The following is a 12,468-nucleotide window of genomic DNA, read 5'->3' on the forward strand; positions in this document are numbered from 1 at the left end:
GGCCGGCAACAGGCGGGAACGCACGGCGAACCCGCGGGAATTATCGAGCGCGTACGATCAATCGGTCGATCGGTGCGTCGGTGTGCGATAAATGCGCGTGTAAAACGCACATGACACCGCATTTTTCCTGGATTCGGCGTAACAAATGCCGCACTGCAACGGTTTTGCCGTGCTGCGTACGGCAAAAAGCTATAATTTAGCCAATTATGACAGACTTCGGCAATGCATCATTGACGGTTTGCGGCACGCAGGGCAAGATGCCCGCCCGTTAAACGATCTGCCGATCGCTCAGCCACCACTGGGTAGGGAATCTCCGAAAGTGAAACTGCATCAAGATCCGTCACAAGCGGCATTGAACACGGTCACCGGCTACGGCCCCGGCTATGTTGAAGTCAACAAGGTTCGTTACAACCACAGCGTGATGATTGCCCCCGAGGGCGATGTGACGCCGTGGCCGGTGTCGCGCTTCGAAGCGCTCGACACGTCTCACTTCGACCTGCTGCGCGCGCGCGAACCGGAAGTCGTCATCTTTGGGAGCGGCGAGCGTCTGCGCTTCGCCCACCCGCGTCTGACCACGGCCCTGACGAGCCAGCGGGTCGGCGTCGATTCCATGGACACGCAGGCCGCATGCCGCACGTACAACATTCTGATGACCGAGGGGCGCCGCGTCGTCCTCGCAGTGCTCATCGAAACCGAGGCGACTGAGTGAGCCGCCGCCCGCTCGCTCCCGGCCTGATGGCCGCAGACCCGATCGCGTCGCCTCCCCCGCCTCCTGTGCCCACGCTTTCCGCCGCCGGCACACCGTCCGTTGCCTATCCGCTGTCCCCGGCCGCCTTCTGGCTGCTGCTCCTGGCGTTTGCGCTCGTCTGGTTCGGCGTGCTCGACTATCGTCACCTGATTTCGAGCGACGAAGGCCGCTACGCCGAGATGGCGCGCGAGATGTGGACGACCGGCGACTGGATTACGCCGCGCTACAACGGCTACAAGTACTTCGAGAAACCGCCGCTGCAAACCTGGATGAACGCGCTGACCTTCGCCGCCTTCGGGCTGGGTGAGTGGCAGGCCCGGCTCTGGACCGCACTGACCGGCTTTGCAGGCGTGCTGATGGTCGGTTTCACGGGACGACGCGTATTCAACGCCCGCGTGGGCCTGTTCGCCGCCGCAGCGCTGGCTGCAGCTCCCCTGTGGTCGCTGCTCGGGCACTTCAACGTGCTCGACATGGGCCTGTCCTTCTTCATGGGGCTGTCTTTGTGCGCGCTGTTGCTCGCGCAACGCCCCGGGCTCGAACGCTCCGCCGTGCGGGGCTGGATGTGGCTGTGCTGGGCCGCCATGGCGCTGGCCGTACTGAGTAAAGGCCTCGTCGGCATTGTGCTGCCGGGGGCCGTGCTCGTCCTTTATACGCTCGTCACGCGCGACTGGGCCTTGTGGCGACGTCTTTATCTTGGCAGCGGCCTGATCGTCTTCTTTGCCGTTGCTGCGCCGTGGTTCGTGCTCGTGCAGATGCGCAACCCCGAGTTCTTCGACTTCTTCTTCATCAACGAGCACTTCCGCCGCTTCGCGATGGAGGGCCACAACCGCGACGGCGCGCCGTGGTACTTCGTGCCGGTCTTCATCGTCGGCTTCCTGCCATGGCTGTCGATTCTGCCCGGCACAGTGCGCGCCACGCTACGCATGCCGCGTCAGCCCAACGGATTCGCCCCAACGGCCCTGCTGTGGGTGTGGTCGGTGTTCATCTTCGTGTTCTTCAGTGCGTCGCACTCGAAGCTCATCTCGTATTTGCTGCCGATCGCCCCGGCGATGGCGCTCCTGTTCGGGCTGTATCTGGCGCAATTGCGCCGCGATACGGTGCGCGTTCATATGGCGGGCTATGCCGTCTTCCTGATTGCCGCGCTCGTGATGGTCGCCATCTTTGCCGGTCGCGCTGGCAGCGTGCGCAACCCCAACGAGCTGTACAAGGCCTTCCAGGTCTGGCTGTACTTCGCGGTAGGTGCAGGTCTTGTCGGCACGCTCATTGCATGGCGCCTCGCGCGCCACAGCGCCCGTCGCGCCTTGCTGGCGTTCTCCGCTGGCATGCTGCTGCTCGTGACCATCGGGGGGATGGGACATGAAGTCTTCGGACGCCAGAGCACCGGCGTGCTGCTCGTGCCCGCCGTCAAGGCCGAGATGCAGCGCCTCGGGCCGAACGTGCCGTTCTATTCGGTGAACGTGCTCGATCACACCATGCCCTACTACCTCGGGCAAACGATGATCATGGTGCAACATCCGGACGAACTGGAATTCGGCGTGAAGCAGGAACCACAAAAATGGGTGCCGACGCTCGACGACTTCTATGCACGCTGGCGTGCCGATCCGAAAGCGCTCGCGCTGGTCGATCCGGACACGTTCGGCAAGCTCGAAGCGGCGCATTTGCCGATGCGTATCGTCGCGCGCGACGCCCGCCGTGTCGTAATCTCGAAACCGCAGCCCGAAGACAACGTAAAATAGCGCGCTTGGGGTTTCCCGAGACCATTTGCGGCATCCATAATTATTCACAAACGTTCACAAACGTTCCATGAATCTCGCGACGTTTTCCCTTATTCTCACCGGCGTGCTGCTCAATGCGTGCGCCCAGCTGTTGCTCAAAGCGGGCGCCAATGCCATCGGCGCCCTGGAATTCACGCGCGCCAACATTGTGCCCATCGGTATCAAACTTGCCACGCAGGTGCCGATCATGGGCGGGCTCGTCTGCTATGCCATCAGTGTGGTCGTCTGGATTCTGGCGCTCTCGCGCGTAGAAGTCTCGATTGCCTACCCGATGCTCTCCCTGGGCTATGTCGTGAACGCGTTCGCCGCGTGGTATCTGTTCGGCGAAACGCTGTCCATGCAGCGCGTGGTGGCCATCGGCATCATTCTTGTGGGTGTTTATATTCTGGCGCGCAGCTAAGTCTGCCGTCAGAGGAAATCGCCGTACGCGCGCCCCACAGGGCTTGCGCGCTTTCCATGCACATTCGAGCTAACTTGAGGCTTAGTCATACATCATGAGCGACTCGGCAACCTCCCAACCGAATCAACCGTTCATCCCGTTCACGCGCCCGAGCATCGACGAAGCAACGATCGCCGGCGTGACCGAAGTGCTGCGCTCGGGGTGGATCACCTCGGGGCCGCAAGTACAGGCTTTTGAAAAGGCGCTTTCCGAATATTTCGGCGGACGTCCGGTACGCGTCTTCAATTCGGGCACGGCCACACTCGAAATCGGCCTGCGTATCGCTGGCGTGCAAAGCGGTGACGAAGTCATCACCACGCCGCTGTCGTGGGTCGCCACGTCCAACGTCATTCTGGAAGTGGGCGCCACACCGGTGTTCGTCGACGTCGATCCCGCCACGCGCAATATCGACCTCGACCTGCTTGAGAAGGCGATCACGCCCAAGACCCGCGCGATCATCCCCGTCTACCTCGCCGGCCTGCCGGTCGACATGGACCGTCTGTACGACATCGCGCGCCGCCACAAACTGCGCGTAGTCGAAGACGCCGCTCAGGCCATGGGCGCGAGCTGGAACGGCAAGCGCATCGGATCGATTGGCGATCTCGTCTCGTTCAGCTTCCACCCGAACAAGAACCTCACCTCCATCGAAGGCGGTGCGCTGGTGTTCAACACCGACGACGAAGCGCGTCTTGCCGAGAAGTACCGCCTGCAGGGCGTGACCCGTTTCGGTCTCGACGGCATGGATGTCGACGTGCTGGGCGGCAAGTACAACCTCACGGACGTGGCCGCGCGTGTCGGCCTCGGCCAGATGCCTCACCTGGCGGCATTCAACAACCGCCGCACCGAACTGGCACGCCAGTATTTCGACAAACTCGCGGGCGGCGCCGCCGTCAAGCTGGGAGTGGGTTTGCCGCATGCTGATTTCAAGAACTCGAACTGGCATATGTTCCAGATCGAACTGCCGCTGGCGCAGCTTACGATCGACCGTGCGGGCTTCATGGAACAGTTGAAGGCGCGCGGCATCGGCAGCGGCGTGCACTACCCCGCCATCCACCTGTTTACAATGTATCGTGCGCTGGGTTTCAAGGAAGGCCAGTTCCCGCATACTGAACGTCTGGGCCGTGCCATCCTGACGCTCCCGCTGTACCCCGCCATGACGGATGCCGACGTTGCGCGCGTCTGCGAAGCCGTAAATGCTATTTGCGCTGATCACAAAAAATGAATCGACCACAACTCTCCGTCGTCATCCCGGTATACAACGAAGAGGCTGGCCTCGCCGCCCTCTTCGCACGGCTTTACCCGGCGCTAGATAAGCTGGGTGTGACCTACGAAGTGGTGTTCGTCAACGATGGCAGCCGCGACCGTTCGGCGGCCATGCTTGCCGAACAGTATCGCGCGCGCCCGGACGTCACGCGCGTGGTGCTGTTCAACGGCAACTACGGCCAGCACATGGCCATTCTGGCGGGCTTCGAGCACACACGCGGTGAATGGGTCGTCACGCTCGACGCCGACCTGCAGAACCCGCCGGAAGAAATCGGCAAGCTCGTGGCGCAACTCGCCGCAGGACACGACTACGTGGGCACGGTACGTATGAACCGTCAGGACACGTGGTTCCGTCGTAATGCCTCGCGCGCCATGAACCGTCTGCGCGAACGCATCACGCGCATTCGTATGACCGATCAGGGCTGTATGCTGCGCGGCTACAGCCGCCACATCGTCGACACGGTCAACCAGTGCCGCGAGATCAACACCTTCATTCCGGCGCTGGCTTATACGTTTGCCCAGAATCCGACGGAAGTGGACGTCGCCCACGAAGAGCGTTTTGCCGGGGAGTCGAAATACTCGCTCTATGCGCTTATTCGCCTGAACTTCGATCTTGTCACGGGCTTCTCGGTCGTACCGCTGCAATGGCTCTCGGGCGTGGGCATCACGCTGTCGGCCGCCTCGGGCGTACTGTTTGTCGTGCTGATGGCGCGACGCTTCCTGTTCGGCTCGGAAGTCCAGGGCGTGTTCACCCTGTTCGCCGTGACGTTCTGCCTGCTGGGTGTGATCCTGTTCGGTATGGGCCTGCTCGGCGAGTACATCGGCCGTATTTATCAACAGGTTCGCCAGCGTCCCCGCTATCTGGTGCAAGCGGTGTTGCAGGCCCACGAATCGCATGACGCCCACCCCGTTTCCCATGGCGACAAATCGGGCTCGCAAAGCGCCACACTGAGCACCGGCGCGACCGAGCTGGGGTCGCACACGTCATGAGCAATACGCCCGTAACGTCGGCAGCCAAAGCGGTTGTCTTCGCGTATCACAACGTCGGCGTTCGCTGCCTGCAAGTGCTGCTCGCACGCGGCGTCGACGTCGCACTCGTCGTCACGCATCAGGACAACCCGAACGAGAACATCTGGTTCGGCAGTGTCGCGGGCGTCGCCGCCGAGCACGGTATCCCGGTCGTCACTCCCGACGATCCGACCGATCCCACGCTCGCCGAGCGTATCCGCGCCATCGCGCCGGACTTTATTTTTTCGTTCTACTACCGCCATATGATCCCGGTGGCCGTGCTGGAAATCGCGCCGCGCGGCGCTTTCAACATGCATGGTTCACTGCTGCCGAAGTATCGCGGGCGGGTGCCCGTCAATTGGGCGGTTCTGCGAGGCGAAACAGAAACGGGTGCCACGCTGCACGAAATGGCGCTGAAGCCGGATGCCGGGGCGATCATCGACCAGACGTCGGTGCCGATCCTGCCGGACGACACGGCGGGCGAAGTGTTCGAGAAGGTCACGGTCGCGGCCGAACAGACGCTCTGGCGCTGCCTGCCGGGCCTGATCGCCGGGAGCGCCCCTCGCCTGACCAACGATCTCGCCGCCGGCAGCTACTTCGGAGGGCGCAAGCCCGAAGACGGCCGCATCGACTGGACGCAGTCGGCGCAGAGCGTCTACAACCTGATCCGAGCCGTCGCACCGCCCTATCCGGGGGCCTTTACCGATGTCGGGGAGCGCCGTTTCGTGATCAATCGGGCCCGTCTGTCCCGCTCGCCCGCCCCGGCCGGTTTGCCCTGCGGACTGCAAGTAGTGGATAATGCGCTCCTCGGCATTTGCGGCGACGGAAATGCCATCGTCATTCATGAACTAACGCTGGACGGCAAGCCTCTCGCGCCGGCACAGTTTTCCCAGCTCAATCACTGACCGTAATATGAAAAAAGTCCTGATTCTCGGTGTCAACGGGTTCATCGGCCACCATCTGTCGAAGCGCATCCTGGAGACGACCGACTGGGAAGTTTATGGCATGGACATGCTCACCGATCGCCTCGGCGATCTGGTCAACCACGAGCGCATGCACTTCTTCGAAGGCGACATCACGATCAACAAGGAATGGGTCGAGTACCACATTCGCAAGTGCGACGTGATCCTCCCGCTGGTCGCCATCGCAACGCCGGCCACCTACGTGAAGGCCCCGCTGCGCGTGTTCGAACTCGACTTCGAAGCGAACCTGCCGATCGTGCGCTCGGCCGTGAAGTACGGCAAGCATCTGGTGTTCCCGTCGACCTCCGAGGTCTACGGCATGTGCACCGACGGCGAATTCGATCCGGAAAACTCGCCGCTGATCTACGGCCCGATCAACAAGCCGCGCTGGATCTACGCTTGCTCGAAGCAGCTCATGGACCGTGTGATCTGGGGCTACGGCATGCAGGAAGGCCTGAACTTCTCGCTGTTCCGTCCGTTCAACTGGATCGGTGCCGGCCTCGACTCGATCTATACGCCGAAGGAAGGTTCGTCGCGCGTGGTCACGCAGTTCCTCGGCCACATCGCCCGTGGTGAGAACATCAGCCTGGTCGACGGCGGCAACCAGAAGCGCGCCTTTACCGACATCGACGACGGTATCGACGCGCTGGTTCGCATCATCGACAACAAGAACAATGTTGCGAGCGGCAAGATCTACAACATCGGCAATCCGACGAACAACTTCTCGGTGCGCGAACTCGCCAACATGATGCTCAAGCTGGCAAGCGAGTATCCGGAATACGCCGAAACGGCCAAGAAGGTTCAGCTCATCGAAACGACGTCTGGCGCCTACTACGGCAACGGCTATCAGGACGTGCAGAACCGCGTGCCGAAGATCGAGAACACGATGCAGGAACTCGACTGGAAGCCGACGACGTCGATGGAAGATGCCCTGCGCAAGATTTTCGAAGCGTATCGCGGTCACGTTGCCGAAGCTCGTCGTCTGGTCGAGGGCGAATAACGCCAGTGCCTGCGCCAGTCTGCTGCTGCGACACGCTCGCGACATGGCGGCATGACCGGAACACCGCACGACACGCCCGGTGCGCCCTCGGCGCATCGGGCGTTTTTGACTCAGCAGTTCGACTGTGTAATTTGATTCGACATTCGAGACATCGCGCACCTCGGCGGCGATGGCTTCGATGTACTACTCAAGGGCGGCTATGGCCAAGATTGTCTTGAAGATCGACGTCGACACGCTGCGCGGCACCCGCGAAGGCGTGCCCAATCTACTCGCCGCGCTGGCCGAACACGAGGCAATGGCGACGTTCCTGTTCAGCCTCGGACCCGATCACACCGGCTGGGCGCTCAAGCGTGTCTTCCGTCCCGGCTTTCTGAAGAAGGTCTCGCGTACGTCGGTGGTCGAGCATTACGGCTTCAAGACGCTCATGTACGGCACGCTGTTGCCCGGCCCGGATATCGGCAAGCGTGCAGCGGATGTCATGCGCACCGTGCAAAGCGCTGGCCACGAGACGGGCATCCACACCTGGGATCACACGTACTGGCAGGACAACGTGCGCACGCGCGACGCGGCATGGACGCAGCATCAGATGGCGCAGGCGCATGCACGCTTCGCGCAGATATTCGGTGCGCCCCCGCTCACGCATGGTGCGGCAGGGTGGCAAATGAACAACCACGCTTTCCGTCAGATCGACGCCTGGGGCATGAAGTATTCGTCGGACGGACGCGGTGACGCCCCGCACTACCCGATCGTCGACGGCGTGCGTCTGAACCATGTCCAGATGCCCACCACCCTGCCGACGGTAGACGAGCTGCTGGGCGTCGACGGCCGCGACATCAACGGTGTGGCCGAGCATCTGCTTGCCCTGACCCGCGATCCGGCGCAAGATCACGTGTTCACGCTTCACGCAGAACTCGAAGGTCAGAAGCTGGCGCCGCTGTTCCGTCAGTTGCTTGCCGGTTGGCGTCGACAGGGCCACGATCTGGTCACGATGGGCGACTATTACGCGACGCTGGATCTGGCCGCACTGCCCGCACATCCGGTCGTGTGGGGAGAAATTCCGGGCCGCTCCGGCGATCTGATTCTGGAAGGCCAGGCCGCCTGAACCATCCCCCGTATTCGAAAAACTTTCCGAACCGGCCCTACGAGGCCACCCAAGGAGACCATAGTGACGGTAGCCATCGACACTCCCGTGCCCGATTTCACCGCACCGGCCACCGGCGGCGATTTTTCGCTCAAGGCCCATCGCGGCCAGAAGGTGGTGATCTACTTTTATCCGAAGGACAACACGCCCGGCTGCACGACGGAAGGCATGAACTTCCGCGACAGCTACGACCAGTTTCAGGCGGCCGGCGCACAGATCGTCGGCGTGTCGCGCGACAGCCTGCGGTCACACGAGAACTTCAAGAACAAGCTCGAACTGCCCTTCCCGCTGATCTCCGATGGCGATGAAGCGGTCTGCAAACTGTTCGGTGTCATCAAGCTGAAAAAACTGTATGGCAAAGAACATCTTGGGATCGAACGCAGCACGTTTCTGATCGACGAGAAAGGGGTTCTGCGCAAGGAATGGCGTGGTGTGCGTGTGCCCGATCACGTGGCGGACGTGCTGGCTGCCGTGCAGGCGATCTGAGTCGGCAAGCGCGCGCGACACTCGCATGAGGCGGGTCGTCGGGCGCGCGTACGAGCGCTATTCGGGCCGGTGTTGCGCAGGGGCCGATAGCGACCGCCAGTGAGGGCATTCGACGCTATACAAGCACGGCAAGAGACGTTATAGTCGGCCGTAATGATCAAGCGCATTGAACGAGACTATTGCAGGCGTCGCCACGGCGGCGCCTTCAGCCAAGCCGCCTCTCCGGTGCGTCCGGGCAGGCGGCTTTTTTGTTGCCGGGACGTGATGTATTGCCGTTTGTCCCGGCCGAGTAGTGTTGTGTTTTCTTGAACGGGAAATCTATGCCATTGCCATCGGCGCCGACCAAACCGGGCTCGCTGCTAGCCCCGGAACAATTCCCCACTCGCCTCAAACCTTCGCGCACGGAGGCCAAGAAACCGATCCCCTCGTCTGAACAACAAGCACTGGGCGAAACGTCCGGTGCCTCGGGAGCCGCCAGCGCGACTGAGTTGAAGGTCGTCCCCAAAACCGCTCCGGCGACGCAGACTGCACCACAGCCGTCGCCTGCTGCACGTTCGCCCCAGTCGCCGCCTTCGGCAGACTCCAGCGGCGCCAGCCCGTCCCTCAAGGCCGTGAAGTCGACGGCGACGGGCCAGGGTTCGAAACGTACACGCGGCAAAGATCAGGAACCGGCGAAGCTTTTCGTACTCGACACCAACGTGCTCATGCACGACCCGAGCAGCCTGTTCCGCTTCGAAGAGCACGACGTCTATCTCCCGATGATGACGTTGGAAGAGCTCGACAATCACAAGAAGGGCATGTCGGAAGTGGCGCGCAATGCGCGTCAGGTGAGCCGAACGCTCGACGGGCTGGTCGCGGAAAGCGGCTCGAAGTCGATGGCCGAGGGCATTCCGCTCTCGCGACTCGGCAACAAGGACGCCATCGGGCGTCTGTACTTCCAGACCGATCTGCCCGACGTTCCGCCGCTCGAAGGTCTGCCGCAAGGCAAGGCCGACAACCAGATTCTGGGTGTCGTGCGTGCGCTGCAGGACAAGTTCCGCGATCGTCAGGTCGTGCTGGTGTCGAAAGACATCAACATGCGCGTCAAAGCGCACGCGCTCGGTCTGCCCGCAGAAGATTACTTCAACGACAAGGTGCTCGAGGACAGCGATCTGCTCTACTCGGGTGTGATGGCTCTTCCGCCTGACTTCTGGACGAAGCACGGCAAGGGCATGGAGAGCTGGCAGGACAACCGGACCGGCACCACGTTCTATCGAATCACCGGGCCGCTTTGCGCGAGTTTCCTCATCAATCAGTTCGTCTATCTGGAAACGAACAATGGTGAGGCACCTTTCTACGCACAAGTGCGGGAGATCAACGGCAAGACGGCGTTGCTGCAAACGCTGCGTGACTACGGCCATCACAAGAACAATGTGTGGGGCATTACGGCACGCAACCGCGAGCAGAACTTCGCGCTGAACCTGCTGATGAATCCGGAGGTGGACTTCATCACCCTGCTGGGACAGGCAGGCACCGGCAAAACGCTGCTGGCGCTCGCCGCCGGTCTGGCGCAGACGCTCGACGAGAAGCGTTACAACGAGATCATCATCACGCGCGCGACCGTGCCCGTTGGTGAAGATATCGGCTTCCTGCCGGGCACTGAGGAAGAGAAGATGCAACCGTGGATGGGCGCATTCGACGACAACCTCGAAGTGCTGCAAAAGACCGACGACTCAGCTGGCGAATGGGGCCGTGCGGCCACGCAGGAACTGATTCGCTCCCGACTCAAGGTCAAGAGCATGAACTTCATGCGCGGCCGTACGTTCGTGAACAAGTTCGTCATCATCGACGAGGCGCAGAACCTGACGCCGAAGCAGATGAAGACCCTCGTCACGCGCGCCGGTCCCGGCACCAAGCTGATCTGCCTGGGCAACATCGCGCAGATCGACACGCCGTACCTGACCGAAGGCAGCTCCGGCCTCACCTACGTGGTGGATCGCTTCAAGGGCTGGGGACACAGCGGACACGTTACGCTCGCGCGCGGCGAACGTTCGCGTCTGGCGGACTACGCAGCAGAAATTCTCTGACGCCAGTCCATGCCATCGAGCGCTTCGACGCTCCACGCAACGGCGCCTTCGGGCGCCGTTTTTTATAGCCAGGACACTACGTGCAACACCCCATAATGCATCGGCTCAAGATGGCAAAATCGTCCGGCAAGCGGCGAATTTGTGACGTCGATGCCACAGAACGCCCGGATTTGGGCACTTTTGCGATGCATTCGTGCGCTAAGCGTCGTAAACTCGGCGCATGCGAATCCAGCGCCCTCTGAGCATGTCTCGAACTCCGACTCGTCCGATGGCCCGATGCACGACGCAGCTCGCAACGTCCGCCCAGACTGCATGGGTGCCGTGGCGTTCGGCGGGGGTACTGGCGCTCACGCTGCTGGTCGCCGCATGCTCCTCCGGCCCGACGGTCCGGCAAGGCGGCAACGCGAACTTCGGCAATCGCACGGTCGGCCCCGAGCGCAGCGCAGGTCAGGAGGAGATCACGCTCGAAGCGATGAGCCTCGTTGGCATTCCTTACCGCTACGGCGGCAACACCCCCGACTCCGGATTCGATTGCAGCGGCCTCGTGCGCTATGTGGTGGCGCGCGCAGCTGGCGTCAATCTGCCGCGCACGACCGCCGACATGAGCGGCATCGGCACCGTGCTCGAACGCGACGACCTCGCCTCAGGCGATCTCATCTTCTTCAATACGACGGGACGCGCCCACTCGCATGTGGGCATCTACGTGGGACAGGGGAAATTCGTGCACGCGCCGAATTCGGGCGGCACGGTGCGGCTGGAGAGCATTTTCATCCCGTATTGGGCGAAGCGTATCGACGGTGTACGACGCGTCGCGGCCAACAAGGCGCCGGCGGGCAATACGACCTACGTCAATCGCTCGGCACCCGAGACGGTTGCGGTGACGCCAGCAGCGACCGCGGCACCGACGCTCACGGCGACACCGGTCAGCCCTGCACCGAACCGTCCGCTAACGGCAGCGACGCCCTCACCGCTTGGCGCACCGCAGACGGCATCCCCGAGCAGCACGGCCAATCTCACGTCGCCGCCGTCGCAGGACGACGATCCGATTGCCCGCTTCGCCAACAGCGCGATGTAATCACTTCCGCCCGACGAGATACTGCACGCCCGCCGGACCATAACGTTCGGCATGCGGCTCTCCGGCGGCCAGATGGAAGACGTCTCCCTCGCCATATCGACGCTCGACGTCGCCCACCCGAATCACGATCGCGCCGGACAGAATCAGCGCCTTCGCTTCGAATGGATGCGTATGCGTGTCGAGCCCGCCTGCTTCTCTCGTCACGGTGACGAACGCCGTGAAGCCTTCATTGGCAAGTTCTCGCTCGAATGCGTCGCGTTGCATACGCCCTCCGTTCTGGCGGCTGCGATGCGCCGGGGGATCAGCGCAGATGGCCAAGCAGCGTTGCCGCACCACCGATATTAATGGCAGCGCCCATCAGTATGCTCAGCGGACGGTGGCGCAAGGAGTGGATCAATGTCGTCATGGTAGCCTCCGATGTGATTGAATAAAACACTATGGAAAAATGATAATCAATCGCAATAATCTATTGAAATTGATTCTCCCGATGGCATCGATTGGCGCT

General features: G+C 62.0%; 12 protein-coding genes. 11 read left to right on the forward strand and 1 reads right to left on the reverse strand.

Annotation, left to right across the window (positions count from 1 at the left end; genetic code table 11):
- The first annotated feature begins 319 nt into the window (after window positions 1–319).
- From NA29_RS13490 to NA29_RS26570, 11 genes are all read left to right on the forward strand, one after another.
- The gene (locus tag NA29_RS13490; RefSeq protein ID WP_039398803.1) at window positions 320–709 is read left to right on the forward strand and encodes an Mth938-like domain-containing protein; all 390 of its coding nucleotides are present in this window, start codon (window positions 320–322) and stop codon (window positions 707–709) included.
- Complete coding sequence (locus NA29_RS13495; RefSeq protein WP_224786936.1) at window positions 706–2,484, forward strand: glycosyltransferase family 39 protein; 1,779 nt, start codon at window positions 706–708, stop codon at window positions 2,482–2,484. Before NA29_RS13490 ends, NA29_RS13495 begins: the two co-directional genes overlap by 4 nt.
- Window positions 2,485–2,551: 67 nt before the next feature.
- Window positions 2,552–2,923, forward strand: coding sequence for an SMR family transporter (locus NA29_RS13500; RefSeq protein WP_039398805.1), 372 nt, complete (start codon window positions 2,552–2,554; stop codon window positions 2,921–2,923).
- 94 nt (window positions 2,924–3,017) lie between these two features.
- Window positions 3,018–4,184 carry a DegT/DnrJ/EryC1/StrS family aminotransferase gene (locus tag NA29_RS13505; RefSeq protein ID WP_039398808.1) on the forward strand — a complete coding sequence of 389 codons (1,167 nt, stop codon included), beginning with the start codon at window positions 3,018–3,020 and terminating at the stop codon, window positions 4,182–4,184.
- On the forward strand, window positions 4,181–5,215 hold the full coding sequence (locus NA29_RS13510; RefSeq protein WP_039398810.1) for a glycosyltransferase: 1,035 nt from the start codon (window positions 4,181–4,183) through the stop codon (window positions 5,213–5,215). The genes NA29_RS13505 and NA29_RS13510 overlap by 4 nt, the downstream gene beginning before the upstream one ends.
- Complete coding sequence (locus tag NA29_RS13515; RefSeq protein WP_072633290.1) at window positions 5,212–6,138, forward strand: formyltransferase; 927 nt, start codon at window positions 5,212–5,214, stop codon at window positions 6,136–6,138. Before NA29_RS13510 ends, NA29_RS13515 begins: the two co-directional genes overlap by 4 nt.
- A 7-nt stretch (window positions 6,139–6,145) precedes the next feature.
- Entirely contained in the window at window positions 6,146–7,195 is a 1,050-nt protein-coding gene (locus tag NA29_RS13520) for a bifunctional UDP-4-keto-pentose/UDP-xylose synthase (RefSeq protein WP_072633291.1), read from the forward strand.
- A gap of 199 nt (window positions 7,196–7,394) precedes the next feature.
- The gene (locus tag NA29_RS13525) at window positions 7,395–8,297 is read left to right on the forward strand and encodes a polysaccharide deacetylase family protein (protein ID WP_039398812.1); all 903 of its coding nucleotides are present in this window, start codon (window positions 7,395–7,397) and stop codon (window positions 8,295–8,297) included.
- A gap of 63 nt (window positions 8,298–8,360) precedes the next feature.
- On the forward strand, window positions 8,361–8,822 hold the full coding sequence (locus NA29_RS13530) for a peroxiredoxin (protein WP_039398814.1): 462 nt from the start codon (window positions 8,361–8,363) through the stop codon (window positions 8,820–8,822).
- A 320-nt stretch (window positions 8,823–9,142) separates the two neighbouring features.
- Window positions 9,143–10,888 (forward strand): PhoH family protein, encoded by a 1,746-nt coding sequence (locus tag NA29_RS13535; protein ID WP_039398817.1) that lies wholly within the window; start codon window positions 9,143–9,145, stop codon window positions 10,886–10,888.
- 268 nt (window positions 10,889–11,156) lie between these two features.
- Window positions 11,157–11,963 carry a C40 family peptidase gene (locus NA29_RS26570; RefSeq protein WP_084103734.1) on the forward strand — a complete coding sequence of 269 codons (807 nt, stop codon included), beginning with the start codon at window positions 11,157–11,159 and terminating at the stop codon, window positions 11,961–11,963.
- On the opposite strand, the gene NA29_RS13545 is transcribed toward NA29_RS26570, so the two are convergent.
- Entirely contained in the window at window positions 11,964–12,227 is a 264-nt protein-coding gene (locus tag NA29_RS13545) for a cupin domain-containing protein (protein WP_039398819.1), read from the reverse strand.
- Window positions 12,228–12,468 lie beyond the last annotated feature (241 nt).

The organism is Pandoraea sputorum (assembly GCF_000814845.2).
Classification (GTDB): domain Bacteria; phylum Pseudomonadota; class Gammaproteobacteria; order Burkholderiales; family Burkholderiaceae; genus Pandoraea; species Pandoraea sputorum.

What these genes read in the sequence shown, in the direction of transcription:
- NA29_RS13500 (WP_039398805.1), top strand. Translation starts at nt 2,552, where the DNA reads ATGAATCTCGCGACGTTTTCCCTTATTCTCACCGGCGTGCTGCTCAAT.
- NA29_RS13505 (WP_039398808.1), top strand. Translation starts at nt 3,018, where the DNA reads ATGAGCGACTCGGCAACCTCCCAACCGAATCAACCGTTCATCCCGTTC.
- NA29_RS13510 (WP_039398810.1), top strand. Translation starts at nt 4,181, where the DNA reads ATGAATCGACCACAACTCTCCGTCGTCATCCCGGTATACAACGAAGAG.
- NA29_RS13515 (WP_072633290.1), top strand. Translation starts at nt 5,212, where the DNA reads ATGAGCAATACGCCCGTAACGTCGGCAGCCAAAGCGGTTGTCTTCGCG.
- NA29_RS13520 (WP_072633291.1), top strand. Translation starts at nt 6,146, where the DNA reads ATGAAAAAAGTCCTGATTCTCGGTGTCAACGGGTTCATCGGCCACCAT.
- NA29_RS13525 (WP_039398812.1), top strand. Translation starts at nt 7,395, where the DNA reads ATGGCCAAGATTGTCTTGAAGATCGACGTCGACACGCTGCGCGGCACC.
- NA29_RS13535 (WP_039398817.1), top strand. Translation starts at nt 9,143, where the DNA reads ATGCCATTGCCATCGGCGCCGACCAAACCGGGCTCGCTGCTAGCCCCG.
- NA29_RS26570 (WP_084103734.1), top strand. Translation starts at nt 11,157, where the DNA reads ATGGCCCGATGCACGACGCAGCTCGCAACGTCCGCCCAGACTGCATGG.
- NA29_RS13545 (WP_039398819.1), bottom strand. Translation starts at nt 12,227, where the DNA reads ATGCAACGCGACGCATTCGAGCGAGAACTTGCCAATGAAGGCTTCACG.